The 25,445-nt window shown below is 65.1% G+C and carries 27 protein-coding genes; 16 read left to right on the top strand and 11 right to left on the bottom strand.

Annotation, left to right across the window (positions count from 1 at the left end):
• Positions 1-34 precede the first annotated feature (34 nt).
• The 7 genes from RBA40_RS07670 to RBA40_RS07640 form a co-directional block, all read right to left on the bottom strand.
• Positions 35-892 carry a DUF2059 domain-containing protein gene (locus RBA40_RS07670; protein ID WP_306647270.1) on the bottom strand — a complete coding sequence of 286 codons (858 nt, stop codon included), beginning with the start codon at positions 890-892 and terminating at the stop codon, positions 35-37.
• A gap of 26 nt (positions 893-918) precedes the next feature.
• A complete protein-coding gene (locus RBA40_RS07665) occupies positions 919-1,980 on the bottom strand; it encodes a magnesium transporter CorA family protein (RefSeq protein ID WP_306647268.1) in 1,062 nt (353 codons plus the stop codon).
• Positions 1,981-2,148: 168 nt separating this feature from the next.
• Positions 2,149-3,303, bottom strand: coding sequence for a tetratricopeptide repeat protein (locus RBA40_RS07660; RefSeq protein ID WP_306647266.1), 1,155 nt, complete (start codon positions 3,301-3,303; stop codon positions 2,149-2,151).
• Positions 3,304-3,343: 40 nt separating this feature from the next.
• Entirely contained in the window at positions 3,344-4,408 is a 1,065-nt protein-coding gene (locus RBA40_RS07655; protein ID WP_306647264.1) for a tetratricopeptide repeat protein, read from the bottom strand.
• A 30-nt stretch (positions 4,409-4,438) separates the two neighbouring features.
• A complete protein-coding gene (locus tag RBA40_RS07650; protein ID WP_306647262.1) occupies positions 4,439-5,215 on the bottom strand; it encodes a hypothetical protein in 777 nt (258 codons plus the stop codon).
• Between the two features lie 253 nt (positions 5,216-5,468).
• Entirely contained in the window at positions 5,469-5,720 is a 252-nt protein-coding gene (locus RBA40_RS07645; protein ID WP_306647260.1) for a hypothetical protein, read from the bottom strand.
• A 117-nt stretch (positions 5,721-5,837) separates the two neighbouring features.
• The gene (locus RBA40_RS07640) at positions 5,838-6,260 is read right to left on the bottom strand and encodes a thioredoxin family protein (protein WP_306647258.1); all 423 of its coding nucleotides are present in this window, start codon (positions 6,258-6,260) and stop codon (positions 5,838-5,840) included.
• 78 nt (positions 6,261-6,338) lie between these two features.
• Between RBA40_RS07640 and tsaB the strand changes: the two genes are divergently transcribed.
• The 4 genes from tsaB to RBA40_RS07620 are packed head-to-tail and all read left to right on the top strand — an operon-like array spanning position 6,339 to position 9,388.
• Positions 6,339-7,055: a tRNA (adenosine(37)-N6)-threonylcarbamoyltransferase complex dimerization subunit type 1 TsaB gene (gene tsaB / locus RBA40_RS07635; RefSeq protein ID WP_306647256.1), complete on the top strand. Its 717-nt coding sequence runs from the start codon at positions 6,339-6,341 to the stop codon at positions 7,053-7,055.
• Entirely contained in the window at positions 7,052-7,522 is a 471-nt protein-coding gene (rimI, locus tag RBA40_RS07630) for a ribosomal protein S18-alanine N-acetyltransferase (RefSeq protein WP_306647254.1), read from the top strand. The genes tsaB and rimI overlap by 4 nt, the downstream gene beginning before the upstream one ends.
• Positions 7,519-8,445 carry a uracil-DNA glycosylase gene (locus RBA40_RS07625; RefSeq protein ID WP_306647252.1) on the top strand — a complete coding sequence of 309 codons (927 nt, stop codon included), beginning with the start codon at positions 7,519-7,521 and terminating at the stop codon, positions 8,443-8,445. The genes rimI and RBA40_RS07625 overlap by 4 nt, the downstream gene beginning before the upstream one ends.
• The gene (locus RBA40_RS07620) at positions 8,429-9,388 is read left to right on the top strand and encodes a DUF1853 family protein (RefSeq protein WP_306647250.1); all 960 of its coding nucleotides are present in this window, start codon (positions 8,429-8,431) and stop codon (positions 9,386-9,388) included. The genes RBA40_RS07625 and RBA40_RS07620 overlap by 17 nt, the downstream gene beginning before the upstream one ends.
• Here the strand turns inward: RBA40_RS07620 and lplT are convergent, their stop codons facing one another.
• Entirely contained in the window at positions 9,389-10,651 is a 1,263-nt protein-coding gene (lplT, locus tag RBA40_RS07615; RefSeq protein ID WP_099880581.1) for a lysophospholipid transporter LplT, read from the bottom strand. It lies immediately after the preceding gene.
• A 127-nt stretch (positions 10,652-10,778) separates the two neighbouring features.
• On the opposite strand from lplT, the gene alr reads away from it, so the two are divergent.
• The 5 genes from alr (at position 10,779) to RBA40_RS07590 (ending at position 16,518) form a co-directional block, all read left to right on the top strand.
• Positions 10,779-11,885, top strand: a complete 1,107-nt coding sequence (gene alr / locus RBA40_RS07610) for an alanine racemase (RefSeq protein ID WP_306647468.1) — start codon at positions 10,779-10,781, stop codon at positions 11,883-11,885.
• A complete protein-coding gene (gene radA / locus RBA40_RS07605) occupies positions 11,878-13,254 on the top strand; it encodes a DNA repair protein RadA (protein WP_306647248.1) in 1,377 nt (458 codons plus the stop codon). Before alr ends, radA begins: the two co-directional genes overlap by 8 nt.
• A 60-nt stretch (positions 13,255-13,314) precedes the next feature.
• Positions 13,315-13,635: a PilZ domain-containing protein gene (locus RBA40_RS07600; protein ID WP_306647246.1), complete on the top strand. Its 321-nt coding sequence runs from the start codon at positions 13,315-13,317 to the stop codon at positions 13,633-13,635.
• Between the two features lie 133 nt (positions 13,636-13,768).
• Positions 13,769-15,136: a flagellar filament capping protein FliD gene (gene fliD / locus RBA40_RS07595; RefSeq protein ID WP_306647244.1), complete on the top strand. Its 1,368-nt coding sequence runs from the start codon at positions 13,769-13,771 to the stop codon at positions 15,134-15,136.
• Between the two features lie 11 nt (positions 15,137-15,147).
• The gene (locus tag RBA40_RS07590; RefSeq protein WP_306647243.1) at positions 15,148-16,518 is read left to right on the top strand and encodes a glutamine synthetase family protein; all 1,371 of its coding nucleotides are present in this window, start codon (positions 15,148-15,150) and stop codon (positions 16,516-16,518) included.
• Positions 16,519-16,732: 214 nt separating this feature from the next.
• Here the strand turns inward: RBA40_RS07590 and RBA40_RS07585 are convergent, their stop codons facing one another.
• From RBA40_RS07585 to RBA40_RS07575, 3 genes are read right to left on the bottom strand one after another with little or no spacing between them, the layout of a single operon-like run.
• Complete coding sequence (locus RBA40_RS07585; protein ID WP_306647241.1) at positions 16,733-17,332, bottom strand: YdeI/OmpD-associated family protein; 600 nt, start codon at positions 17,330-17,332, stop codon at positions 16,733-16,735.
• A 30-nt stretch (positions 17,333-17,362) separates the two neighbouring features.
• Entirely contained in the window at positions 17,363-17,773 is a 411-nt protein-coding gene (locus tag RBA40_RS07580; protein WP_306647239.1) for an SRPBCC family protein, read from the bottom strand.
• A complete protein-coding gene (locus tag RBA40_RS07575; protein ID WP_306647237.1) occupies positions 17,770-18,096 on the bottom strand; it encodes an ArsR/SmtB family transcription factor in 327 nt (108 codons plus the stop codon). Before RBA40_RS07575 ends, RBA40_RS07580 begins: the two co-directional genes overlap by 4 nt.
• A gap of 390 nt (positions 18,097-18,486) precedes the next feature.
• On the opposite strand from RBA40_RS07575, the gene RBA40_RS07570 reads away from it, so the two are divergent.
• The 7 genes from RBA40_RS07570 to RBA40_RS07540 are packed head-to-tail and all read left to right on the top strand — an operon-like array spanning position 18,487 to position 25,439.
• Positions 18,487-19,668, top strand: coding sequence for a type II secretion system F family protein (locus RBA40_RS07570; protein WP_306647235.1), 1,182 nt, complete (start codon positions 18,487-18,489; stop codon positions 19,666-19,668).
• Between the two features lie 20 nt (positions 19,669-19,688).
• Positions 19,689-21,341 (top strand): GspE/PulE family protein, encoded by a 1,653-nt coding sequence (locus RBA40_RS07565; protein ID WP_374710465.1) that lies wholly within the window; start codon positions 19,689-19,691, stop codon positions 21,339-21,341.
• Positions 21,322-21,978, top strand: a complete 657-nt coding sequence (locus tag RBA40_RS07560; protein ID WP_306647233.1) for a hypothetical protein — start codon at positions 21,322-21,324, stop codon at positions 21,976-21,978. Before RBA40_RS07565 ends, RBA40_RS07560 begins: the two co-directional genes overlap by 20 nt.
• Positions 21,975-22,544, top strand: a complete 570-nt coding sequence (locus RBA40_RS07555; protein ID WP_306647232.1) for a PilN family protein — start codon at positions 21,975-21,977, stop codon at positions 22,542-22,544. Before RBA40_RS07560 ends, RBA40_RS07555 begins: the two co-directional genes overlap by 4 nt.
• Complete coding sequence (locus RBA40_RS07550; RefSeq protein WP_306647230.1) at positions 22,541-23,086, top strand: type II secretion system protein GspM; 546 nt, start codon at positions 22,541-22,543, stop codon at positions 23,084-23,086. Before RBA40_RS07555 ends, RBA40_RS07550 begins: the two co-directional genes overlap by 4 nt.
• Entirely contained in the window at positions 23,086-23,568 is a 483-nt protein-coding gene (locus RBA40_RS07545; RefSeq protein WP_306647228.1) for a hypothetical protein, read from the top strand. Before RBA40_RS07550 ends, RBA40_RS07545 begins: the two co-directional genes overlap by 1 nt.
• Positions 23,565-25,439 (top strand): secretin GspD/PilQ domain-containing protein, encoded by a 1,875-nt coding sequence (locus tag RBA40_RS07540; protein WP_306647226.1) that lies wholly within the window; start codon positions 23,565-23,567, stop codon positions 25,437-25,439. Before RBA40_RS07545 ends, RBA40_RS07540 begins: the two co-directional genes overlap by 4 nt.
• Positions 25,440-25,445 lie beyond the last annotated feature (6 nt).

Below are 25,445 nucleotides of genomic sequence, written 5' to 3'. Positions count from 1 at the left end.
TGCGGCGATGCCGCCGCCGTAACGGGCCGGACGCTTACATGATGCCCATCATGCGCCCCTGGAATTCCTGCTCGGCCTTGCGCACCTTGCGTATCTGCGCCTGGCGTTCCGGGCGCCGGTTGTCTGCGATCAGCAAGTTGATTTCCTCGGCGCTCAGCGCATTGGCGAGCATGCGTGCCTTGAGGGCGGTGACGTTGTCGAACGAGAGGCGCTTCTTCACGCTGGCGACTGCGCGCGCGATCCGCGCCCGGGATTTGGCGTTTTCGTTCCTGGTGAGGGCGCTGGCCATCATGTCCACCGTCGGCGCGATGCGCCCCTCGAACTCTTCTCTTTCGCCAGGTATGTCGCGCAGGAAGCTTTGCAGCAGCGCGTCGTTCGGTCCTGGCGGCGGCATCGCAGGGAGAGGCTTGGACGGCCCTTTTCTGTTGGTAAGCTCGGACAGCGCCGCCATCAGGTACTGCTGGATCATCGGCAGTTGCCCGAGCAACGCCGGGATCAATTTCTGATTGCTAGCTTTCCCGGCCGGGCTGTTGGCGTGCGCGATCATTTCCTGCACATCGCTGTCGCTCAGCTCTTGCTGATAGCTCTCGATGGCGAGCGGCTCGAGCTTTTCCCACACCAGTTTGGTGCTGACCACCTCATTGAAGTGGTCCATGGCGATTTTCTTGCTTGCCTTTTGTACCGGATCGCGTTCCTTGCTCCAGTCTTCCTCGTAGCCTTTCTTGAACGCCTCGCTGGAAATGCTCAAGTGACGCTCGGTGCCGACGGCCTGGAAATACTCGCGCATGCGCGCGTCGGTGGCGGGGGCAGCCTGGGCGGCCTGGCACAGCACCAGGCTGGCGAGGGCAAGCTGCGCGACGAAGCGGACTGCTGACGATAGGGGAGTGTGCATGGTTTTTTTAGTGATGGTTAGGGGAGTTACGGCCGGCGCGCCTGCGCCGTATCGCGCACCCACTGGTTGGAGGCCGGAACGAACAGCAGGATGGTCCCGGCCAGCACGATGAGCTGGGTAATGACCGCCAGCGAGCCGTACAGGGTCGACACCACGAACGCCGTCTTGAAGGCATTGATGGAATTGAAAAAGCCGATGATGGCCAGCACCAGCCAGATCCAGCGTGCCACGTTCGAGCCGCGCGCGATAAAGTACATCAGCAACATCACGATGACGGTGCCGAAGACCAGGCTGCCGTACACGAGGTTTTTCATCATGCCGGTGCCGAGCGCCACGCTCTGGGCGGCCAGCACGTCGGGCATGTAGATCAGCGAGATGATCATGCCGGCCAGCGAGGCCAGCACGCACAGCCCCAGGCCCGCCGTGGCGGTGAGGGGGCGCGGCGGGAGCACCACCGGAGCGAGGGCCGCGCCGGACACGCCGGACAAGCCGCCCGGCGGCGCGTACGGATCGTATGCCTTACCATCGGCCGGGGCGGCGCCCTGCCAGGGCGCCGGCGTTGCCGCCTGCCGGCGCGGATTGTTGCGCAGTTCCTTGAGCTGGCGGAACCATGCATTGCTCGACGGCGCGAACAGCAGGCAGCTGAGCACGACAAGCATCACGTACACGGCGCACTTGATCATGGCCGCGCCCGGTGCGTACTGAAACATCAGGGCAACCCAGATCAGCGCCAGCGCGCTGCCGGCCAGCATGCATACCAGCAGCCAGACCCAGCGCGCCCAGCTGCGCCCGAACGCGATCAGCGCCAGCACGCCACCCATCACCGCCGTGACGAACAGGATGGTGTTCATTTCGTTGGCGCGCAGCGCTTCGTAGGTGGTCGCCTTTACCTCGGTCATGCTGAGCGTGAAGTTCACCCGCTCCGACAGAAAGGCGAAGTCGATTGCGGTGATCAGCAAGATGCACAGCGCGATGAGCATCAGCGTCACCAGCAGAAGGCGCGGGCGCGGCGCGGCAACGCCATAGTTGGCCGCGGCAGTGAAGAAGCCGCCGGCGGGTACGGCGTCTGGGGAAGACTGTGGGTTCATGGCGTTCTCGTCGAGAGGTTGGGGGGCGCCGGCATCGAAACCGGTGGTGTGCCCGAGGGTGCTGCCCGCACTGTGACGGTGCAAGGCGGGCCATGATGAAAATGTACACACATCCGCGCGCCAGGTCCATCGGCGCACGCGTGCGCCGGGTTGCCGATGCGCGGAAGATTATTTCAGGAACGTCGCAAGCGGCAGCCTGGTGTCGCACGCCTGTTTCGCGGCCTTGGCCTTGCCGGCCCACAGCGCCGCTTCGGCCGCGCTGGCGGCCACGCCTTCGCCATGGCGCAGCGCGCGCGCATAGCGGCACTGGCCGGGTGCGTGCGCCGCTTCGGCGGCCTGCTTGTACAGCGCTACCGCCTTGTCGCGCTCGGCCTCGGCGGCGCGGCCCAGGAACAGCATGTCGCCCAGGTTCACCGTGGCGTCCAGGTTGCCGCCTTCGTGGGCGCGCTCGAAATACTCGCGCGCCTTTTTCACGTCCTTCGGCAAGACCTTGCCGTTCTTGTAGAAGGTGGCCAGGTTGTTGAGCGAAGCCGGATTGCCCTGGCGCGCGGCGCGTTCGTACCAGGCCACCGCTTTACGCACGTCGGCCGGGCCGCCGCGCCCGAACTGGTACATCACGCCCAGGTGGTGCTGGGCCTGGCTTTCTTCGCCAGCCGCGGCCAGCGACAGCCACTGGCGTGCCTTGGCGTAGTCGCGCGCCACGCCATCCTCGCCGGTCAGGTAGATCATGCCGAGGATCGACTGGGCGCGCACGCTCGGCGTGTCGGCCTGGGCCGCCTGCAGCAGCAGCTTGAGGCCGCCGGGGCCGTCGCGCGGCACGTCGAGGCCGAAGAACAGGGCCTGGCCGGCGTAGAACGCGCTGTTGGCGTCGCCCAGCGCGGCGCCCTGGCGCCACAAGCGCAGCGCTTCGGCCGGGTCTTTGGTCACGCCGGTGCCGTTGGCATGGCGCACGCCCAGCGCGAGGTAGGCGTCGGGATAGTTGGCGGCCGCCGCTTTGCGCGTCCATTCGAGCGACTTGGCGGCGTCGGCCGGCACGCCGAGGCCGTCGCGCAGCATCAGGCCCAGGTTGAACTGGGATGCGCTGTGGCCCTGCTCGGCCAGCGGCAGCCATTGGGCGTAGGCGGCGGCGTGGCGCCCGGCGGTCGAATGTTCAAGCCCCAGGTCGCGCCGCAGTTCGCCTTCTTCGGTCAGCTTGCCGTTCTGGACCAGCACGCCGTACTGGGGCGTGGCCTTGGCGGCGTCCGTGCCCGGCGTGCTCGCGCAGCCGGACAAAAAGAAGGCGACAGCCACGCTGGCGAGGAGGGGGCGGAGGGCGATGTTCATGGATTGGGCGTCTGCTGATGAATGAGAGTGAGTAACTTGCTTACTTGCTGAGACTGTCGGCGGCGGCGCGGTCGAGCTTGCGCAGGCGGTCGAGCGCCTTGCGCCGTGCCGGCTGGTCCTGGCGCAGGCTGTGCAGCACCACCAGGCTGGTCCAGGCGTTGACCGAACCCGGATCGAGGGCGACCGACTTGTTCAGGGCGATCAGCGCCTTGGCGAAATTGCGTTTTTGCAGATAGCGCACGCCCAGCCCGTGCCAGGCGGCAGCGTAGGTCGGGTCGAGCCGGATCGCGCGCCGGCTGGCGTTGACGGCGTCGTCGATGCGTCCGATCGAGGCCATCGAGTTGCTCATGCCGTGCCACACGGCCGGGTCGTCGGCGCGCTGCCGCACCGCGTTGCGGTAGACCTGCAGCGCGTACGCGTACTTGCCTTGCGCATGCAGCAGCGAGGCGAGCGCGACGGCGGTGTTGTCGCGCGCCGGGGCCAGTTCGAGCGCCTTGCGGTAATCCTGTTCGGCTTCAGGCATCAGGCCGAGTTTTTCGTGCACCGTGCCGAGCGTGTGCCAGGCGAAGCTGCTGGACGGATCGAGTTCGATGGCACCCAGCAGGGCGGTGCGGGCCTGCTGGTATTTGCCGGACGCGGCCAGCACCGCGCCAAGGTTTTCGGCCACGGCCGGCAGGGTCGGGTCGGCCTTGTGGGCGCGCTCGTAGTAGCCGATGGCCGCTTCGCGCCTGTCGCGGCTGTTGGCGATGATGCCCAGCTCGTTGAGGGTCTGGGCATCGTCCGGCGCCAGGGCCAGGGCGCGCTTGAGCGCGGTTTCGGCCTCGGCCGTCTTGTCGAGGTGGTGCAGGGCCTTGCCGAGGTAGTACCAGGCGCGCGCCGAGCCCGGATTGCTGCGGGTCCAGGCGCGCGCCAGCGGCAGCACCTCGGTCCAGCGCTGCTCGAGGACCAGGGCGGCGATGGTGCTGTCGCCCAGGCTGTCGATCTGGGCGCGTACGGTGTCATCGGCCGGCGCCTGGGGCGCCGCGCCGTGGGCGGCCAGCGACAAGGCCAGGCAGGCGGCGGCGATCGAGGTTTTCATCATGGCGGTGCGGGCGGAAAGGAGCATGGTGTCAGCGGGCAGTCAGGTGGATGAAGCTCAGGTCGATTCTTGGTTGTCCGTAGTCTTCCTGGAACCGTTTTTGCGATCGTTCTTGAATTCCTTCTTAAAATTCAGGTAAGCGGGGGTCTTCATGATGCTGGCGAACTGCGGATCTTCGTCGAGCGCCAGCTTGCGTGCGTCGGCGCGTACCAGCGTATCGAACAATTGCTCCTGGTATTTGTTTTTGGTCACAGTGTTGGCCTTGAGATACACCGTGGCGCGCGTTTCGTAGAAATTGTCGAGCACCGAGGCGTCTTCGATCGGCGAGACGGTAGCGAAGCATTGTTCGATTTGGGCGATGGCTTCTTCGTGCTGGGCGACCGTGGTGGCTACCGCGCTTTGCTCGTAGGCCAGCATGTTGTGGCAGGCGCGGCGCGCGGCGCGCACCACGTTGAACTCGGCCAGGTAGGGCCAGTCGTTGGGCGCGAGCACCTTGACGGTCTGGCGGCAGCTGGCCACCGCCGCTTCCTGTTCGCCCATTTCGTACAGGGCGAAGCGCTTGAAGTCGAGCACATAGGCCCATTGCGACTTTTCGCCGTAGTCCGGGTCGACCCGTTTCAGGGCTTTTTCGAGCTCCAGCACCTGTTCCCTGACGCTGGCGTAGCGCTTCTCGCTCATCGCTTTCTGGGCCGCCTTCATGCGGGTGTCGAAGTAGGCGTCGAAGTCGGCTTCGGCCTTGGCGTCCGGCGTGGCGGCCGCGGGTGCGCCGGCCGCCAGTGCGGGGCTGGCCAGGGCGGCGAGGAAGATCAGGCTGAGAAATCGTTTAGTATTCATTCGGGCGCGGATTGATCCAATCCGGCAGCGGTGTTGCGCGCCAGCGGGCTGAGGCCGGCGTCGTTCCCGATGTCGTTTTGGAAGAGTTTCAATAATTACACGAGGTCGACAGAATACCAGCAAATGGTGCTCTAAGGACAATATTCGCGCAAGTACAATGTGAGACGGGCGGCAATGATGTCGAATGCAGCCTGCGGGCGTAAAAAAAACCCGGCTTGCGGGGATGGGCCGGGCGGTTCGACTGGCGGGCCGGCTAGTTGATCAGTTTGGCCGCGGCAAAGGCGAGGCCTGCCAGGGTGACGGAGAGTCCAGCCAGCGCGATGGCAGTTCCGACGAACCATTTGATCATGGTTGCCTCAAGTGCCGCTATCGATACTTGCACCGCCGCCAGGTCTGCCTTGGTGGCGTAATTGGCGCGGATGACGGCAACATCGCGCTCAACGGCCTCAAGACGCGCAAGAATTTTTTCTGTCATCGACTCGAGTTTGACAATGCGGGCTTCCATGAGGTCCCTCATCTGCGCCTTCAGAAATGTTGTCAACCAAGCTATACTATGGTCGACTATCCGTCTTCCTGCGCTGTTGACTTGACTCAAACGAATGCATTTTTGAGGGGGCGAGTTTCAGGCGCGTCGAAGCAGCACGCGCAGGTTGCATTGCTGCTGCCACAGGCGGCGCTCGTCGCTGCTGCGCGCCTGGGAGGCCAGTTCCTCGTCCGATTGGGCCACCTGGGCCTGAATCAGCCGTTCGGCCAGGGCCGGATCGGGCAGCATGGTGCCGAAGAAGGTCACCATGTCATGGCGCTGGATCAGCAGGGTAGGGAAGTTGTCGACATCGAGGTCGCCCACTACCTCGGCCTGGTCTTCGATATCGATCCAGACGAAGTGCTTGTCGGGGTGGCGCGCGGCCAGGCCGTCGAAGGCGGCGCGGTAGGACGCGCAGGTGCCGCACCACGCGGCGCACAGGCAGGCGACGATCCAACGGTCGCCACCGAGCGCTTGCGCGATGGTGTCGCGGTTGTCGGAGTTGAGTGTGTGGCTGTGCATGAGCGGCATTCTACCTCGCCCGACGATGGCCTGCTTGGTCACGCTCCAAGGCGCGGCCCGGTCAGGTTAAAATACTGCATGTCTATTATTCTCGCTATTGAAACCTCCTCCGAGATGGCGTCCTGCGCCTTGCTGCGCGGTGATACCGTCCTGTTCCGTGAATCGTCCGGCGTGCGCACCCACTCGCAATCGATCCTGCCGATGGTGCAGGAACTGCTGGCCGAAGCCGGCATCGTGCTCAAGGAGTGCAGCGCCATCGCCTTCGGCGCCGGTCCCGGTTCGTTTACCGGCGTGCGCACCGCCTGCGGCATCGCCCAGGGCCTGGCCTATGGCGCCGGCTTGCCGGTGCTGCCCCTGATCACGCTCGAAGCGATGGCCGTGGCATGCCGCCAGCAGCATGGCGCCACCGATGTCGTGGCCGTGCTCGACGCCCGCATGGGCGAAGTTTACTGGGCCCAGTACCATTACGACGATGGCGCGGCGCGCTGGGACGTGCTCGCCGCGCCAACGCTGTGCGCGCCAGATGCGGTGGCGCCGCTGCCGGTGGCCGGTCCGCTGGCGGCCTGCGGCAACGGCCTGGCGGCCTATCCGGACGCCTTCGGCGCGCAGGCGTTTGCCCGGGCCTATCCGGCGATCATGCCGCACGCCGCCCAGATGGCGCTGCTCGGACGCAGTGCGCTGGCTGCCGGCGCGGCGGTTGGCGCGGCCCAGGCCCAGCCGCTGTACCTGCGCAACAAGATCGCCTACACCAGCGCGGAACGCAGCGTGATCAACGCCGCCAAGGCTGCCGCATGAGTGCGGTGCGCGACGACGACCATCTGCACTACGCGCCGATGGTGGTGGCCGACATTGACGACGTGTTCGAGCTGGAAAAGCAGGTCTACCCGCATCCCTGGACGCGTGGTAATTTCGCCGACTCGCTCGGCAGCGGCTATAACGCGTGGGTGCTGCGCGACCGCGACGGCGCGCTGCTTGGCTACTATCTGCTGATGGCGGTGGTGGACGAAGCGCATCTGCTCAACGTGGCCGTGGCCGCCGGGCGCCAGGGAGAAGGCTTGGGACGCTACCTGCTCGACAAAGTCGCCGCCTGCGCGCGCGGCCTGTCGATGGACTCGATCCTGCTCGAAGTGCGCCCATCCAATCTGCGCGCGCTGGCCGTGTATGAAAAGTATGGCTACACCGAAATCGGCCGCCGCCGCGGCTACTATCCCGCCCATGACGGCAAGCGCGAGGATGCCATCGTGATGAGGTTCGTCTTATGAGTACCAGCGCGCGCGATAACGCGTTTTTGCAGGAAATGGGCATCGGCCCGCTGTGGACCTTGCGCGATGCCATGCCGGACGAGGCACTGTCCGACGAGCTGGCGGCCCCCGCGCAGGAAGCTGCTTACGAGGCTGCTCCCGTGCCGGCCGCTTTGCCGGCCGCGGTGCCTACCGCGGTGCCTACCGCCGTGCCTACCGCCGTGCCTACCGCGGTGACCATGCCCGCGCCGCCTGCGGTGGTGGCCAGGGCCATGCCGCCCGCCGCCACCCCGGCGGCGAGTCCGGCCACCGATTCGGCCTGGGGCGAGGAGCCGCCCGGCCCGCCGCCGACCGAGGAAGAGATCGCCGCCATGGACTGGGCCCAGCTCAAGAACGCCATCGCCAACTGCACCCGCTGCGGCCTGTGCAAGGGCGGGCGCAAGCCGGTCTACGGCAATGGCGCGCAGCAGGCGCGCTGGTTCGTGGCCGCCGGCGCCTCGACCGCCTCCGACGAAAAAGAACGCCAGCCGGTCTCGGGCGAGCCGGGCAAGCTGCTGGCCAACATGCTGGCAGCGGTCGAGCTCTCGCGCGACAGTAATGTGTATGTAACGAACCTGATCAAATGCCGGCCCACCAGCGCCAACGGCGGCGACCGCGCCCCGAGCGCCGAGGAAGCGCTGGCCTGCCGTCCCTACCTGGACCGCGAACTGGCGCTGTCCGGCGCCCCGCTGGTGCTCACGCTCGGCCAGATCGCCGCCAACGCCTTGCAGAGTAAACCGCTGCAGGAAACGCTGGCCGGCTCGCGCGGACAAGTGCACGAAGTGGGCGGCGTCAAGCTGGTGGCCACCCTGCATCCGGGCGAGCTGCTGCGGCGCGGCGCCGACAAGGCGCTGGCCTGGGCCGACCTGTGTCTGGCGCGCGCGCACGATGGCCGGCACGGCTGAGAACTACCAGGCCGGCTTCGAGCGCCGCTGGGGACAGCTGGAGCAGCCGCACGTGCGCGCGCTGGCCTGGCTGCTGCATGCGCCCGACCTGCTCGATCCGGCCGACCCGCACTGGGAAGGCAAGATCGCCACCTTGGGCGAGCTGCCGGCGGCGGTCGACGAGTGGCTGCTGCGCCTGGACAGCAATCCCGCGCCCCTGCTGGAGGCGCTCGGCACGCGCAACTACACGCGCCTGGGCCTGTATGCCGAAAAGCTGATGGCCTTCTATTTCCAGGAGCATGGCTTGCTGGTGGCGCACGGCCTGCAAGTGCGCGCCAGCCGCAACGATACTGTGGGCGAATTCGACTTCCTGCTCGACCATGGTGACGGCGGCCTCGAACACATCGAGTTCGCCACCAAATTCTATCTGCTCGAAGGGGAGGCGGCGTCGCGCTTCGACACCTTTGTCGGCCCCAACCTGGCCGACAGCCTGGGCGCCAAAATGCGCAAGATTTTTGAGAGGCAACTGGCGCTGGGCACCCATCCGGCGGCCCAGGCCGTGCTGCCGCGTCCCGTGACGCGGGCGCGGGCGTTGGTGAAGGGATGGCTGTTTTATCCGGGCGGGGCGGGGCAGGCGATGGATGGCATCTCGGGCCAGCACTGCCGCGGCTTCTGGTGCGCGCTCGACGACGTGGCCGCCCTGGAACCGGATGCGTTCGTGGTCTTGCCGCGCCTGCAATGGCTGGCGCCGTTCCGTTCTCTGGACGGTGCCGGTTTGCTCAGCCGCGAACACTTGCAGGCCACCCTGGCCGATAAATTCGGCACGGTGCCGATGCCGGTGCTGGTGGCCAGCGTGCGCGCGGCCGCGGGCGGCCTGGTGGAAACGGGACGCGGTTTCATCGTCCCCAACGACTGGCGCGTGCGCGCCGCCTTCCGCCAGCAAATGATCGGGCAACCTGCCTGATCAGTGCTTGTGCTCGCCGATCAGGGCGAGCGAATCGTGCTCGGCCTGGTTCATCTTATGTTTTTTCATGATCAGGAACATGATGCCCGCTACCGACAGGCCGAAGCCGACGATCACGAAGTTCAAGTCCACATTGAGCGTGATCAGCATGGCATAGATGGCCAGCATGGTCAGGATCGACAGGTTCTCATTGAAATTCTGCACGGCGATCGAGTGGCCGGCGCTCATCAGCACGTGGCCGCGGTGTTGCAGCAGCGCATTCATCGGCACCACGAAGAAGCCCGACAGCACGCCGATCAGCAACAGCAGCGGGTAGGCGATCATGACCGAATGGACCATGGTCATGCACATCACGACGATGCCCATGGCGATGCCGAGCGGGATCACGGTCAGCGACTTTTTCAGCGGAATCATCTTGGCCGACGCGGCGGCGCCCACGGCCACGCCGAGCGCGACGATGCCGATCAGGGTGGTGGCTTTGTCGAGCGGCATGTGCAGCGATTTCTCGGCCCACTTGAGCACGATGAACTGCAAGGTCGCGCCGGCGCCCCAGAACAGGGTTGTCACAGCCAATGAAATCTGGCCCAGCTTGTCTTTCCACAGCAGCGAAGAGCAGTTGGCGAAGTCGGCGATGAGCCTGGCCGGGTTGCGCTCCTGGTGGGCGTATTTGGCCAGGGTATCGGGAATGCGCAGGTTGAACAGGGTGGCCAGGATATACACGGCCACCACCACGCACAGCGCCGCTTCGGTGGTGGTGGTGATGCCGGTCTCGATCAGCGGCACGTCGAAGCCGAGCATGAAGGCCGATGCCTTGGCGCTGACCAGCGCCCCGCCCATGACGGTGCCGAGGATGATCGACATGACGGTCAGGCCCTCGATCCAGCCATTCGCCTCGACCAGTTTCTCTGGCGGCAACAATTCAGTCAGGATGCCGTATTTGGCCGGCGAATAGACCGCCGCGCCGAAGCCGACCACCGCGTAAGCGAGCAGCGGATGGACGTGGAAGAAGATCAGGGCGCAGCCGAATACCTTGACCAGGTTCGCGATGAACATGACCTTGCCCTTGGGCATGGAGTCGGCGAAGGCGCCGACAAATGGCGCAAGGAGCACGTAAAAAAGGACGAAGGACAGCTTGAGCAAAGGCGTCAGGGAAGCTGGCGCCTTCATGGAGATCAGCAGGTCAATCGCCACGAAGAGCAGGGCGTTGTCCGCCAGCGACGAGAAAAACTGCGCCGCCATGATGGTGTAAAAACCACGATTCATTCGAGAAGTCTAAAAGCTAGTGTGGGTTGCTTTATACCATGAATGGCTGGGAAGCCAAAGAAATCGGCATGTCGTGACGGGCTGCGTCCGGTAAAATAGCAGCTTGCCAATCACTCCATTTCGCACCATGCCGCGCCCGCTTATCGCCACGATTCACCTTGATTCCATGCAGCATAACCTGATGCGGGCGCGCGACTGCGCACCGCACGCCAAAGTCTGGGCGGTCGTCAAGGCCAACGCCTACGGCCATGGACTCGAGCGCGGCATGCGCGGCTTCGCCGACGCCGACGGCCTGGCCCTGATCGAAACCGAGAACGCGGTGCGCCTGCGCGAACTGGGCTGGACCCGCCCGATCCTCTTGCTGGAGGGGATTTTCGACGCCAGCGACGTGGACTTGCTGGTGCGCCACCAGCTCAACAGTACGGTGCATACGGTCGAACAGATCGTCATTCTGGAACAAGCCACGCTGAGCGGCCCGATCGATGTGCATCTGAAGATGAATACCGGCATGAACCGGCTTGGTTTCCGGCCGGAAGCGTTTGGCGCCGCCCATGCGCGCCTGCGCGCCATCCCGAAAGTGCGCGAGATCACCCTGATGACCCACTTCGCCAATGCCGACGAGCTCGAACACCCGCGCCTGACCGTGCTCGAACAGGTGCGCCGCTTCTGCCTGGGCGCGGGCGGCTTGCCGGGCCAGCGCAGCCTGTCGAACTCGGGCGGTGTGCTGCACCAGGCATCCCTGTCGGCCGAATTGTCGAACGACTGGGTACGCCCCGGCATCATGCTGTACGGCGGCACGCCCGGCGGCCGCAGCGCGGCCGCGTTCGACCTGCATCCGACCATGACCCTGGCCAGCGAAATCATCGGCGTGCAAGACCTGGTCGCCGGCGACTCGGTCGGCTACGGCAGCGGCTTCCAGGCCGAATGGCCGATGACGGTCGGTATGGTTGCCTGCGGCTACGCCGACGGCTACCCGCGCCACGCTCCGCACGGCACGCCGGTCATGGTCGATGGCATCCTCACCAAGCTGGTGGGCCGGGTGTCGATGGACATGATGGCGGTCGACCTGACCCATGTGCCGCACGCCGGCGTCGGCAGCAAGGTCGTCTTGTGGGGCGCCGGGCTGCCGATCGATACCGTGGCCAACGCCGCCGGCACCATCGGCTATGAATTAATGTGCGCGCTGGCGCCCCGCGTGCGCGTCGTGGAAAGCAACCTGGATTTCAATGGCTAAAGCTAAAACGCAATACACCTGCAGCGACTGCGGCGCGATCAGCAGCAAATGGACGGGGCAGTGCACTGCCTGCCATCAGTGGAACACGATGGTCGAGACCGTGGTCGACACGCCCGGCGTGAACCGCCTGTCGCAGACCCAGCACAAAAGCCTGGCGCAGACCGCGCCGGTGCTGTCGCTGGCCGACATCGAGGCGGTCGACGTGCCGCGTTTCGGCACCGGGATCGAGGAATTTGACCGCGTGCTGGGCGGCGGGCTGGTGTCGGGCGGGGTGGTGCTGATCGGCGGCGACCCCGGCATCGGCAAATCGACCCTGCTGCTGCAGGCGCTGGCCAATATTTCACATATAAAGAGTACTTTATATGTAAGCGGCGAGGAGTCGGGCGCCCAGATCGCCCTGCGCGCGCGCCGGCTCGGCGTCGATGGCAAGGAACTTAAGCTGCAGGCCGAGATCCAACTTGAGAAGATTCTCGGTACACTGGCCGACCTGAAGCCTGAAGTGGCGGTGATCGATTCGATCCAGACCGTGTATTCCGACGCGCTTACCTCGGCGCCCGGTTCGGTGGCGCAGGTGCGCGAGTGCGCCGCGCAGCTCACGCGGGTGGCCAAGCAAACCGGCGTGACCATCATCCTGGTCGGGCACGTGACGAAAGAGGGCGCGCTGGCCGGTCCGCGTGTGCTGGAACACATTGTCGATACGGTGCTGTATTTCGAGGGCGATACCCAATCGAGCTTCCGGCTGGTGCGCGCCATCAAGAACCGGTTTGGCGCGGTGAACGAGCTGGGCGTGTTCGCCATGACCGAAAAAGGGCTGAAAGGGGTATCGAACCCGTCGGCGCTGTTTTTGTCGCAGCACGACAACCAGGTGCCGGGTTCGTGCGTGATGGTGACGCAGGAAGGTACGCGCCCATTGCTGGTGGAAATCCAGGCGCTGGTCGATACCAGCCACCTGCCCAATGCGCGACGCCTGTCGGTGGGGCTGGAACAGAACCGGCTGGCGATGCTGCTGGCGGTGCTGCACCGCCACGCGGGCATCGCCGCGTTCGACCAGGATGTCTTTATCAATGCGGTGGGCGGGGTCAAGATCACCGAACCGGCGGCCGACCTGGCGGTGTTGCTGGCGATTAATTCGTCGATGCGCAGCAAGCCGCTGCCGCGCGGGCTGGTGGTCTTCGGCGAAGTGGGGCTGGCTGGCGAAATCCGGCCGGCGCCGCGCGGCCAGGAGCGCTTGCGCGAAGCGGCCAAGCTGGGTTTCTCGATTGCGATGATCCCGAAGGCGAATGTGCCCAAGCAAAAAATCGAAGGCATGACGATTGTTGCGGTAGAACGTATCGATGAGGCATTTAATAAACTGCGCGAGCTCGATTAGTTAACACATGTTGCCATTTGGCACTATAATGTAAATATCAGTTACGTCTACGGGTACAACGTGTTTAACGAACAAAGACAGTCGCAAAGAAAAGTATTGAAGGTCAGAGCCCATGTGGTGGTGGACGGCTTCGCGCCGGTCGCCGTGCGCACGGTGGATATCAGTTCGAGCGGGATGTGCATCGTCTCGCCCGATCCGATCCAGGAGGGGGCCAATGCGCTGTTGCGCTTCGACCTGTCGGTTGACGGCAATGTGACCGCGATCGAGGTCCGTTCGCGGGCCTCGTACTGCATTCTCAGCCATGGGGATTTCAAGGTCGGGTTCAACTTCCTCAATCTGAGCTTGTCGGGGATGACGCAGCTGGCCAAGTTCATGCGCTGAGGGCGGTATTAAGTCGACACAAGCTTCGTTCCCAGCGCCCTTGATCTGCCTCACGTTCCCGTCAAGAATTTGAACGTGGTGCCGGAGGCGAGTGTGTTACCTTTACGTTAAACGTGAAAAAAAGGTACACATCATGGCGCTGCCCATCACTTCCAACAACGTCCTGAACGGGCTTAATGCGGGCAATGCCACCTCCGCCGAGATGTACGGCCGCGTCAGCAAGACCTTGCTGGCGCAAAACACCAGCATCCAGAAACTGACCGGCCAGCTCACGCGCGACCAGACCCGCCTGTCCGGCCTCGGCCAGCTGCAAAGCGCCCTGGCAAGTTTCCAGTCGCTCGCCCAGTCGCTGTCCGGCGCCGGCTTGCAGACGGGCGCCACGTCCTCCAGCCCCAATGTGCTGACCGCGCTGACCATGACCGGCGCCAAGATAGGCAGCTACGCCATCGACGTGCAGCAACTTGCTCAGTCGCAAACCTTGCTGGCGCGCCCGCAAAAAGACAAAGACACGCTGATCGGCAGCGGCGCCGCGACCGCCATCAAGGTCGAATTCGGCACCGAGTCCGGCAACGCGTTCACGCCTAACGGCAGCGTTCGTTCGATCACGATCGACAGCAGCAACCATACCCTGCAAGGCATGGCCGACGCTTTCAAGGCGGCGGGCATCGACGCCACCATCGTCAAAAGCAGCGCCGGCTACGCGCTCAAGCTCACCGGGCCGGAAGGCGCGGCCGGCAGCATGCGCATCAGCGCCGGCGGCGATGCGGCCATCGAAAAACTGCTCGCATACAATCCGGCAGGTCTCAAAAATCTGACGGCGGGTAGTAGCGCCCAGGACGCCGTGCTCAACATCGATGGCAAGCGGGTCACCAGTTCGAGCAATGTCATCACCGGCCAGATCGGCGGCACGGCGCTGGCGCTGACCGGCAAGGGCGGCTCCAAAGTGGTCGTAGCGCAGGAAAATGGCGCGATCACCAAGAACATCGGCAATTTTATCGATGGCTTCAACAAGGTGTCGTCGACCTTGCAAACCCTGCAGCAGGGCGGTCTTAAATCCGACCCGGCATTGCGCCAGGCGCAGGACCAATTGACCAGCATGATGCGCAGCAACAGCGCCGCGCTGGAAAAAGCCGGCATCACGCTCGATAAAAACGGCTCGCTCAAGGTCGACGCCAAAGCGCTGGAAGCGGCGGTGCTGGCCGATCCCGGCGCGGTCAGCAAGTTATTTACCGATGGCGGCAACGGCATTGCCGACAAGCTTGATGCGCAACTTGCCCAGTTGCTCGGCGCCGGCAGCAGCATCAGCAAGGAAAAACTGACCATCGACCGCGGCATCGCCAACCTGGCGAGCCAAAAAACCACCCTGACCAACGCGCTGGCGGCGCAGGCGACCAATCTGGTCGCGCGTTACACCGAAGTCAGCCAGGGTGGCGGCGCCAACAGCGCCTTGCCCGGCCTGCCGGGAGGGGGCGCCAAGTCGCTGTTCGATTTCATGGCTTGAGGAGATGTGGAATGGTAGTTCGCAAGAACTTTACTTTTAGCGATATGGACCTGTGGCTCAATCAGCGGCAGGTCACCGAAATCGAGTGCCTGGTGCCGGACCTGACCGGCGTTGCGCGCGGCAAGATTCTTCCGCGAACTAAATTTACCAACGAACGCGGCATGCGCATGCCCGAAGCCGTGCTCGGCATGACCGTCACCGGCAATTTTCCCGCCAACGACGTGGCGTATTTCCGGGCCATTTCCCAAACGGACCGCGACATGGTACTGCGGCCCGACCCGTCCACCATCACCGTGGTGCCGTGGGCGCTGGACCCCACCGCCCAGGTTATCCACGACTGTTACTTTTCCGACGGCAGCCTGGTCGATTTCGCCCCGCGCAGCGTGTTGCGGCGCGTGCTCAAGCTGTATGCGGACAAGGGCTGGTCGCCCAGCGTGGGGCCGGAGCTGGAGTTTTACCTCACTGCCCGCAACAACGACCCGGATCTGCCGCTGCGTTCGCCGATCGGCCGCAGCGGACGGGCTGAAACCAGCCGCCAGATCTACAGCATCGATGCCGTCAACGAATTCGACCCGCTGTTCGAGGATATCTACGATTTTTGCGACCGCATGCAGCTCGATGTCGACACCCTGATCCATGAGATCGGTGCCGGCCAGTTCGGCATCGACCTGCTCTCATGCGAGCCCTTGACCATGGCCGACAATGTGTTTTTCTTCAAGCGCACCCTGCGCGAGGCGGCGCTCAAGCACAATATGTATGCCACCTTCATGGCCAAGCCGCTGGCCGACGAACCGGGCTCGGCGATGCACGTGCACCAGGGCGTGACCGACAGCCGCACCGGCCTGAATCTGTTCAGCACGCCGGAAGGGGCGCCGTCGCCCGCCTTTTATCACTACATCGGCGGGCTGCAGCGCTACATGCCGGCGGCGATGGCGCTTGCCGCTCCCTACGTCAATTCCTACCGGCGCATCGTGCGCCACACCACCGCGCCCATCAATGTGCAATGGGGGCTGGATAACCGCACGGTCGGGTTCCGGGTGCCGGAATCGACCCCGCAGGAGCGCAAGGTGGAAAACCGGGTGATCGGGGCCGATGCCAATCCTTACCTGGCATTTGCCGTCACGCTGGCGTGCGGCTACCTCGGCATGATCGAGGAAATCGAGCCCAGCCCGATGACGGCCGGCAGCGCGCATGCGCTCGATTTCGAGTTGCCGCAGGGCTTGCCGCAAGCGCTGCGCCTGCTGCGCGCGGAGGACAAGCTGCACGAAGTGCTGGGTGAGCGCTTCGTCGATGTGTATGCGGCCATCAAGGACCAGGAACACCTCGAATTCATGACGGTGATCAGCCCCTGGGAACGCGAGCACTTGTTGTTGCACGTGTAGGACAGAAGCCGAGCGCAAGTGTACGGCTGCCTGAATTCGATGTGCGGACCGCGCTATGCACGCGCGTCCACATACACCCAAGCCGTTCGTCCGTCATAGATGGGAGTCTTTATTGAAGTAAGTTCGCTACGCTCGCCGCGTATGTGAGCGGCTTGGCGTCATGAAGTATGCACTGAAGAGTTCGTCGGCACGCAGGCCGGGGTGATCGCGTCGCTTACCGGTCGTTGAGCCCAATGCCATCGAGAATCAGCGGTAGGCAGTTTTCAACCCTTGACGCTCGGGTTGTCGACTGCTTGGCGCCGGCAAAATGAAGCAGGTAGGCGCGCTGCCGGCCGGGTGTCAACGCCTCGAAGGCATTCCTGAGCGCGGGCAGCTGTGCCAGCCTCGCCTGGAACTCTTCCGGCAGGGGAAACTCGGCCGTCTCCCTGAAGGCGACTTTCAGGCCCGCGCGTTCCACCTCGATTGCCTCCAGCAGGTAGGCGTTCAAGGCCGCACGCAGTCGCTTGATCTGCGCAAGACTGGTGAACCTGACCTGACGCGCGGACTGTACGTTCTCGGTTTGCATGACCAGGATGCCCTTGGGATCCTTGAGCAAGGCGCCCTTGAAGAACAAAACGGCGCAGTACTCCTTGAAGCCATGAATGAGGACGATGTTCTTGCCGTCGTCCGAGTAGCAGGGCTGGCCCCACTTCAATTCTTCCGTCAAGCCGCAGTTGAGCGCGATCGATCGCAATAGCGCGAACTCGTCGCCCCAGCTCGTCGTGCGTTGCAGCATTGCGTCGACCTTGGGATTGGTGCTGGTCACTTGATTCATCGCCGAATTCCTCCTCATCTCTCCGCTTAATCAATTTTCCCTGGACAGTACATTCTCCAGCTCCGCCATGAATGTCGTCCAGCCATATTGCGCACCGAGATAGGCCTGTTCCTGCTCCGGACGAAAGCCGGTCTGTTCCATCCGCAGGTGCGTTCCGGTGCTCGTGGGGCAAAGCGTCCAGGTCACCACGCTCTCCAGTCCCATCGCGGACCAGGTGTACGACAGGGAACTGTTTGGTTCGATCACCACGACTTCGCACGCCACCGAGCCCCAGTCGGCGTTGAAACTGAAGCGGTGGCCGGGCACGGGTGCGAAATCGCTCTTCATCAGCCAGGCTTCGATCAGGTGCGGCTGGGTGAGCGCGCGCCAGATCTTCTCGGCTGGATGCGGAAAGTCGCGTTCAACGACAACGGTGCGGGTGTGAAGCGAGGCGTCGTTCATTGGTCCATCCTTTTCAAGAGGTCTTCCAGGGAGTCGAAGCGGCTTTCCCAGAATGCGTTCATCTGGGTCGTCCAGTCCAACAGGGGAGCAAGTGCCCGCGGCTGTGCACTGAAGTGCGTTTGCCGCCCTTCGTGCCGGTCGCGCACCAGGCCCGCTTCTTTTAGATTCTTCAGGTGCTTCGAGACGGCCGGCTGCGATATCCCGGCCTGCGCCGTCAGCGCGCCGACGGTCAGCTCGCCGTCCCGGCACAGCCGCTCGAAGAGGGCTCGGCGGGTTGGATCCGCAAGCGTTCTGAACAGCACCTCACTAACGTCGTTTTGCATGCGAAACCCATAACTGGTTGGTTATGTGTTTAATTATAGCCAGCCGGTTATGAATCAGTCAAGCGCATCTGCTCCGTGGTGTAACGCAGTGACGCATGACTTCTGGCAGTGTTCATCTGGCACGAAAATAGACGATTTTGCAATAAAAAATTGCGAAAGCCGTGTCATTAAACTCACATATCCAAATGACATTAACAGTAGTAGAATGTGAATTGGTCCGGCCGAAATACAACTGGTATGACCGATGATGTACAAGTGGGCGAGCACCTTCGCCGGGTGGCAAACCACCGCTTGTTCAAACAGGAATTTTTGAGACCAGGGGCAGCATGAATTCATTTCCACGCCGGCAGTTGCGCGGCCTTCTCGCCGGCGTCACGCGCTGATCCGCCCGTGCGCTTCGCGATTCGTGCTGTAGGGCCCGATAACCGGGTCCAGATGCTGGAACTCGATGCCAGCGATGCCACCGCGGCGTCGCGCGCCGCCGTCGAACGGCGCCTCACTGTCCTCGACGTGCGGCCAGTGGCGGTGAGCGTCCAGCGCCGCGGCAAAACCTTTTCCCTCGTGCTGTTCACCCAGGAGCTGCTTGCGCTGCTCGAAGCGGGGCTGGGCCTGGTCGAAAGCCTGGAAGCGCTCAGCGAAAAAGAATCCCACACCGATACCGGCGCGCTGCTGGCCCGCCTGCTGGCGCGCATGCGCGACGGCTTGCGTTTTTCGGCGGCGATTGCGGCCGAACCGGCATCGTTCCCGCCGCTGTTCGGCGGCATCGTCAAGGCGGCCGAGCGCACCAGCGACCTGCCGCAGGCGCTGACCCGCTACATCGAATACCAGGTGCGCGTCGATGGCGTGCGTAACCGCCTGGTCAGCGCCTCGATCTATCCGGTGATCCTGCTCACCGTCGGCAGTGCCGTCAGCATGTTCCTGCTCGGGTACGTGGTGCCCAGGTTCTCCGCTGTCTACCAGGGCAGCGGGCGCGAACTGCCGATGCTGTCGCAGTGGCTGATCAAGTGGGGTGCCGCCGTCGCCGGCCATGGCATGGCGATCATGCTGACCATGGGCGGCATCGGTGCGGCCCTGTTCTTCTGGCTGCGCCGCATGCACCGCTCGGGCCAGCTGATGCAGCTGTTCACCCGCCTGCCCGGCGTCAGGCAGCGCATGCACATCCTGGAACTGGCGCGCCTGTACCTCACCCTCGGCATGCTGCTCGAAGGCGGCATCGCCGTGGTGTCGGCGTTGGACATGGTCAGCGGCGCCATATCGCCGGGAAGGCGCGCGGCGCTGGCGGCGGCGCGCCACGCCATTGCGCAGGGCGGCAGTTTTTCCGAGTCGCTCGAAGCGAACGGCTTGAGCACCCCCATCGCGCTGCGCATGCTGCGGGTGGGCGAGCGTTCCGGCCAATTGGGGCTGATGCTTACGCGCGCCGCGCTGTTCTACGACGCCGAGACCACGCTGTGGATCGAAAAATTCAGCAAGACCTTCGAGCCGGTGCTGATGGCGGCGATTGGCGTCGTCATCGGCGCCATCGTGGTGCTGCTGTACATGCCGATCTTCGACCTGGCAGGTACCCTGCAATGAATCCGATGGAGATGGCGCCCATGATGGAGTCCCTGCGCACGGCGCAGCACAATGCGCGCCAGTCGGGCCGCGCCTTTTTCGCCGAACTCGAAGCGCTGACCCGGTCCGAACCGCGGCTGCTGCTGGCGCAGGCGGCCGATGTGTTTCACCTGCCCGCCATCGACATGGCCGGCATGCTGGCCTGCACGCCGGCCTTTGACCGTTTGCCGCTGGCGCGCGCGCAGCAGCGCCAGTGCGTGCTGCTGCGCGACGTCCATGGTCTGTGCGCGGTGCTGTGCGACCCCTACGCGCAAGACCTGCAAGTGTGGGCCGAAACGCTGGCCGGCGCGCCGGTGCGCTGGCGCCTGGCGCTGCCGGCCGACCTGCATGCCTATCTGTCCAAGCAGGAGGAATCGGTGCGCTCGATCGACTCGCTGGTCACCGGCGAGGCGGGCGAGGGCGATTCCGCGCGCCTGATGGAGAGCCTGAGCTACGCTTCGCTCGGCGACGCCGGCAGCCCCGCCGTCAAGCTGGTCAACTCCACCCTGTATGATGCGCTCAAATCCGGCGTCTCGGACATTCACTTCGAGAGCACGCCGGGTGGCATGCTGACCAAATACCGCATCGACGGCGTGCTCGATCAGGCCGCGCAGGTGGCCGGCAGCGCGCTCGCCGAGCAAGCCATCTCGCGCATCAAGGTGCTGGCCGAACTCGATATCGCCGAACGCCGCGTGCCGCAGGATGGCAGCTTCCGGGTCGAGGCGCAGGGGCGCGAGATCGACCTGCGCGTCTCGATCATGCCGAGCGTGCATGGCGAAGATGCCGTCATCCGCATTCTCGACAAGCAGTCGATGATCAGCGCGCACGGCACGCTGACGCTCGACTCGTCCGGTTTCGCATCCGATCACCTGGCCACCATGCGGCGCCTGGTGTCGGAACCGTACGGCATGGTGCTGGTGACCGGGCCGACCGGCTCGGGCAAGACCACGACCCTGTACGGGGCGATCACCGAAATCAACAGCGGCCACGAAAAGATCATCACTATCGAAGACCCGGTCGAGTACCAGCTGCCCGGTATTTTGCAGATTCCCGTCAACGACAAGAAGGGGCTGTCGTTCGCGCGCGGGCTGCGCTCGATCCTGCGGCACGACCCGGACATCATCATGGTCGGCGAGATCCGCGACAAGGAAACCGGTGAGATCGCGGTGCAGTCGGCGCTCACCGGCCACCTGGTGCTCTCCACCGTCCACGCCAACAATGTGTTCGACGTGTTCGGCCGCTTTGCGCATATGGGGATCGACCCGTACTCGTTCGTATCGGCCCTCAATGGCGTGATCGCGCAGCGCCTGGTGCGCCTGTCGTGCCGCCAGTGCAGCGCGCCGTACACGCCGGATGCCGAGGAACTGCTGCGCAGCGGCCTGACCCGCGCGGCTGTCTCGCACTACAGCTTCCGGCGCGGCGTTGGCTGCGGCGAGTGCCGAGGTACCGGCTACAAGGGACGGCGCGCCGTGGCTGAAATTCTGATTCTCGACGATGCGCTGGCCGAACTGGTGATCGAACGGCGGCCGCTGCGCCAGATCAAGGAACTGGCCCGCGCCGGCGGCATGCGCAGCCTGTTCGACGATGCGCTGGCACTGGTGGCCAGCGGCGAAACCACATTGGAAGAGGTGAAACGTGTCACGCTGGCAGGTTGAAAACATCGGCGTCGACATCGGCGCCCACGCCATTGCGCTGCGGCGCGGCGCGCAACGCACCACGCTCAAGGCGCATGGCGGCGACTGGGTCGCCCTGGGCGCGGAACTGACGCAACTGCTGCCGGCGCGGGCGCGCCTGTCGGTGCGCGTGGCCGATTGCTGGAGCCGTACCTTTTTGCTGGAACCGCCGGCTGGCATTTCCGGCCTGCGCGACTGCCGCCTGCTGCTCGACGCCCGCTTCGAGACCCTGTACGGCCAGGCGCCGGCCGACTGGCTCCTGCAGGCCGACTGGCAGGCTGACGCGCCGATGCTGGCCTGTGCGATTCCGCGCGGCCTGCGCCAGGCGCTGGCCGGCTTTTCGCTGGCCCGCGTGCTGCCGGCACTGCTGCAGGACTGGAACCGGCATTGCGCGGCGCTGCCCGCCGACGGCGTGTGGTGCGCCGCTGCCGACGGCATGGTCAATCTGCTGCTCTGGCACAAGGCGCGGCTGCAACTGGTGCGCCAGCAGCCGGGCCAGGACGTCGACGGTTTGCTGGCGCTGGAACTGGCGCGCCTCGGCGTCGCCTTGCCGGCTGCGCGCTTCTGGTCCGGTCCCGCCATGCCGGCCGGCTGGATGCAGCTGGAGGCAGGCGCATGAAGCCGATGATGATCGATTTTGCCGACCGGCGCAGCATGTGGCGCTGGGACTGGCGCATGCGCGGCACCCAGCTGGGCATCGCTTTCACGCTGCTGGCGGGCGTCCTTGGTTTCCTGACCGTCGAACGCGTGCTGCAGGTGCGGCGCGACATGGAGCAGGCGAGGGTGGCGCAGGCCGCGCGCCAGGACGCCAGCGAGCAGCAAGCGCGCTCCGAGCGCAGCCGCCTGCAGCCGCTGGCCGAAGAAGCGCAGCTGCTGCGCCAATCCATACTGCAGCGCGCGCAGCCCTGGGAAGAGATTTTCCGCGCGTTCGAACGCGTGCCGCAGGCGCGCCTGCAATCGTTCGAGCCGGATCTGGCGCGCGGTGTCGTGAAGGTCCAGGCCAACATGGCCGACGTCGCGGGGCTTCAGGAATACCTGCGCTCGCTGCAGGGCAGCCCGGTTTTTGCGCGTCTGAGCCTGATGCGCCACGCAGCGGCGGCCGAAGGCGGCATCAACTTCGATTATGAAGCGCAGCTGGCGGCGCCATACCGCCTGCCCGACGCGGAGCCGCGGAGCGCGCCATGATGCAATTGAACGCGATGCGCTGGCGCCTTGAGGTACTGGCGGTGCGCCACGGCCTGTGGATGCTGCCCGGCGCAGTCTTGCTGCTGGGCGCACTGCTGGCATGGGGCTGGTGGCTGCCGTCGCAGGAAGCGGCCTTGCGCGAGGCCCTGTCGATGCAGGCGAACGAACAACTGAGCACGCGCACCCAGGCGGCCCAGGCCAGCGCACCGCATGGCGCGCCGCACAGTGCACTGCCACCGGCGGCACGTGCCGATGCAGCGGTGCAGCGCCTGTTCGCCCTGGCCGCCGAACACGGACTGACGATCGCGCAGGCCGACTACCGGCGCCAGGAAACGGGGCGCGTCGGCCGCTGGCAGGTGCAGATGCCGGCCACCGGCACCTATCCGCAGGTGCGCCGCTTCCTGCGCGCGGCCCAGGCCATTCCCGGCCTGTCGCTCGATGAACTGGGCATCCACCGCGCCCCTGTCGGCGCCGGAATCGAGGCGCGCCTGCTTTTTTCGGTCTGGTTCACGGCGCAAGCACCGGCGGAAAGGGCGTCGTGATGTCGACCCGCCTGAAGATCATGCTGGCGGTGATGCTGGGCGTCGGCTTGCTGATGCTGTTCGACAGAGCGCCCGTACCCGAGGTGGTCGGCGTGAGCGAACGTCCGCGCCGCCCGCAAACGGCGCCGGCCGTGGTGATGCCGGTGCGCGCGCCGAACGTCATCGCCGATCCGGCCGATCCGGTGCCCGACCTGTTTGCAGGCGGCCCCGCGGAGCCGGCGGCGCAGGGCGCGGAGAGTGCTGCGGCCGATGCGGCGGACGCCAGCGGGAAGCCGGTGGCGCCGTTCGTGCTGCTTGGTTTCAAGGTGGAAGACGGTGCGCGCGAAGCCTATCTGCTGCGCAACGACGCCGTGCTGCTGGCGCGCGCCGGCACCGTGCTCGAAAAACGTTATCGCGTGCTGGCCTTGCGCCAGGAATCGGTGAGCATTCAGGATCAACAAACCGGCAAGGAACACCGGATCAGTTTCGGGGCAGAAGAATGAGAAAAATCGCACGCAATGTGGCATTGGTATGCAGCCTGGCCGGCCTGGCCGCGTGCGCGACCGGACCGCAGCCCATGCCGCCGGAAGTGCGCGCCTTGCTCGATGCAGGCAAGCTGGAAGAGGGCATGTCGCGGCTGGAGCAGGTGCTGGCCGCAGCTCCCGGTCACATCGAGGCGCGCGTCCTGCTGGCCAATACCCGCATCCAGCTGACCAACCAGGTGCTGGCGCAGGCGGCGCAGGACGTGGCACGCGGATCGTGGGATGCGGCGCAGGAGGGATACCGCCGCGCCGCCGTCCTGGGCGCGGTGGACCAGTTCATGATCGGCATGCGCAGCCTGGCCGCGGCGCAAGCGCAGGCGCAGGCACTCGCCGGCGCGGAGCAGTTGCTTGCCGCCGGCAAGCGCGAGGAAGCGGGAGAGGCCTTGCGTGCGCTGCTGGGAAAATATCCCAAGAACCAGCGCGCGGCAAAACTGCTGCAGGCCCTGCGCGAGCGCGCGGAAAGCGCGCCGGCCAGCACGGCCCTGGGCAAGGCGTTCCAGAAGCGACTGAGCCTGCGCTTTCACGATGCGCCGCTGCGCGCGGTGCTCGAATCGATGTCGCGCACCTCGGGCATCAGCTTCACGCTCGACAAGGATGTGCCGGCCGACCTGCGCGTCACGCTCAATCTGCACGACACGACTATCGAACAGGCGCTGCGCAATCTCTTGATGAGCGTGCAGATGGAACGGCGCATCGTCGACGAGCACACCGTGCTGCTGTACCCGAACGACTCGGCCAAGCAGCGCGAATACCAGAAGCTGACGATCCGCAGCTTCCGCATCGCCAATGCCGAAGCCAAAACCGTCGCCAACAGCTTGCGCACCTTGCTCAAGACACGCGACCTGGTGGTGGACGAAAAACTCAACATGCTGGTGCTGCGCGATACGCCCGAAACCATCCTGATGGCGGCCAAGCTGGTGGCGCTGCACGACGTGGCCGAACCGGAGGTGATGCTGGAGGTCGAGATTCTGGAAGTACAGCGCAGCGACCTCGAATCGCTGGGCGTGAAGTGGCCGGGCAACGTCAGCCTGACGCCGCTCGGCGCGTCGACGGTGATGTACGACGGCAGCATCACCACCAGCCCGTTCACCCTCAGCGACCTGAAAAACCTGAACTCGCGCGGCCTGCTGGCCAGCGTCGACCCGATGCGGCTGTCGGCATCGGTGAACCGCGATAACGTCAGCGTGCTGGCCAATCCGCGCATCCGCATCAAGAGCCGTGAAAAGGCGCTGATCCGGGTCGGCGAGCGGGTGCCGAGCGTGTCGGCCAACGTCACCTCGACCGGCGTGACCTCGCAGTCGGTCAATTACCTCGACGTCGGCCTCAAGCTCGAAGCCGAGCCGATTGTGTATATGGACGATGAGGTGTCGATCAAACTCAGTCTGGAAGTGAGCAGCATCCTGGGCACGATCCTCGACAGTAACGACCAGCCGTACGGCTACCGCATCGGCGCGCGCAATGCCAGCACGGTGCTGCGCCTGCGCGACGGCGAAAACCAGGTGCTGGCGGGGCTGATCAGCGATAACGACAAGCGTTCGTCGAGCGCCATTCCGGGCCTGGGCGAACTGCCGATGCTCGACCGCCTGTTCGGCAGTAAGGGCAGGGAGCGCACCAAGACCGAGATCGTCCTGTCGATCACGCCGCGCGTGCTGCGCAACCAGGCGCGTGGCGCCGACGGCGAGGTGGAGTTCGATGCGGGTACGGATGGCAGCCTGCGCGGGCAGGGCGGCCACGCGGGCCAGCCCGGCCAGCCGGTGCCGCAGGAGCCTGCGCCGCCGGTGCCGGCACCAGCACCGGCCAGCCCGTTGCTGCCCGAACGGAGCGGCGGCTGACATGCG

Origin of the sequence: Massilia pseudoviolaceinigra (assembly GCF_030846505.1) — a bacterium.
Lineage (GTDB): Bacteria > Pseudomonadota > Gammaproteobacteria > Burkholderiales > Burkholderiaceae_D > Telluria_A > Telluria_A violaceinigra.
The sequence above is the reverse complement of the archived record's forward strand: the minus strand, read 5'-3'. Positions and strand labels throughout refer to the sequence as shown.

Coding starts and splice junctions, on each gene's coding strand:
- RBA40_RS07665 (WP_306647268.1), bottom strand. CDS start 1,980: ATGAACCCACAGTCTTCCCCAGACGCCGTACCCGCCGGCGGCTTCTTC.
- RBA40_RS07585 (WP_306647241.1), bottom strand. CDS start 17,332: ATGAATCAAGTGACCAGCACCAATCCCAAGGTCGACGCAATGCTGCAA.
- RBA40_RS07545 (WP_306647228.1), top strand. CDS start 23,086: ATGTCGACCCGCCTGAAGATCATGCTGGCGGTGATGCTGGGCGTCGGC.
- alr (WP_306647468.1), top strand. CDS start 10,779: ATGCCGCGCCCGCTTATCGCCACGATTCACCTTGATTCCATGCAGCAT.
- RBA40_RS07650 (WP_306647262.1), bottom strand. CDS start 5,215: ATGAATACTAAACGATTTCTCAGCCTGATCTTCCTCGCCGCCCTGGCC.
- RBA40_RS07645 (WP_306647260.1), bottom strand. CDS start 5,720: ATGGAAGCCCGCATTGTCAAACTCGAGTCGATGACAGAAAAAATTCTT.
- RBA40_RS07555 (WP_306647232.1), top strand. CDS start 21,975: ATGAAGCCGATGATGATCGATTTTGCCGACCGGCGCAGCATGTGGCGC.
- RBA40_RS07575 (WP_306647237.1), bottom strand. CDS start 18,096: ATGCAAAACGACGTTAGTGAGGTGCTGTTCAGAACGCTTGCGGATCCA.
- RBA40_RS07565 (WP_374710465.1), top strand. CDS start 19,689: ATGATGGAGTCCCTGCGCACGGCGCAGCACAATGCGCGCCAGTCGGGC.
- RBA40_RS07590 (WP_306647243.1), top strand. CDS start 15,148: ATGGTAGTTCGCAAGAACTTTACTTTTAGCGATATGGACCTGTGGCTC.
- radA (WP_306647248.1), top strand. CDS start 11,878: ATGGCTAAAGCTAAAACGCAATACACCTGCAGCGACTGCGGCGCGATC.
- RBA40_RS07550 (WP_306647230.1), top strand. CDS start 22,541: ATGATGCAATTGAACGCGATGCGCTGGCGCCTTGAGGTACTGGCGGTG.
- RBA40_RS07625 (WP_306647252.1), top strand. CDS start 7,519: ATGAGTACCAGCGCGCGCGATAACGCGTTTTTGCAGGAAATGGGCATC.
- tsaB (WP_306647256.1), top strand. CDS start 6,339: ATGTCTATTATTCTCGCTATTGAAACCTCCTCCGAGATGGCGTCCTGC.
- RBA40_RS07620 (WP_306647250.1), top strand. CDS start 8,429: ATGGCCGGCACGGCTGAGAACTACCAGGCCGGCTTCGAGCGCCGCTGG.
- fliD (WP_306647244.1), top strand. CDS start 13,769: ATGGCGCTGCCCATCACTTCCAACAACGTCCTGAACGGGCTTAATGCG.
- RBA40_RS07640 (WP_306647258.1), bottom strand. CDS start 6,260: ATGCACAGCCACACACTCAACTCCGACAACCGCGACACCATCGCGCAA.
- RBA40_RS07540 (WP_306647226.1), top strand. CDS start 23,565: ATGAGAAAAATCGCACGCAATGTGGCATTGGTATGCAGCCTGGCCGGC.
- RBA40_RS07580 (WP_306647239.1), bottom strand. CDS start 17,773: ATGAACGACGCCTCGCTTCACACCCGCACCGTTGTCGTTGAACGCGAC.
- RBA40_RS07655 (WP_306647264.1), bottom strand. CDS start 4,408: ATGCTCCTTTCCGCCCGCACCGCCATGATGAAAACCTCGATCGCCGCC.
- lplT (WP_099880581.1), bottom strand. CDS start 10,651: ATGAATCGTGGTTTTTACACCATCATGGCGGCGCAGTTTTTCTCGTCG.
- rimI (WP_306647254.1), top strand. CDS start 7,052: ATGAGTGCGGTGCGCGACGACGACCATCTGCACTACGCGCCGATGGTG.
- RBA40_RS07670 (WP_306647270.1), bottom strand. CDS start 892: ATGCACACTCCCCTATCGTCAGCAGTCCGCTTCGTCGCGCAGCTTGCC.
- RBA40_RS07660 (WP_306647266.1), bottom strand. CDS start 3,303: ATGAACATCGCCCTCCGCCCCCTCCTCGCCAGCGTGGCTGTCGCCTTC.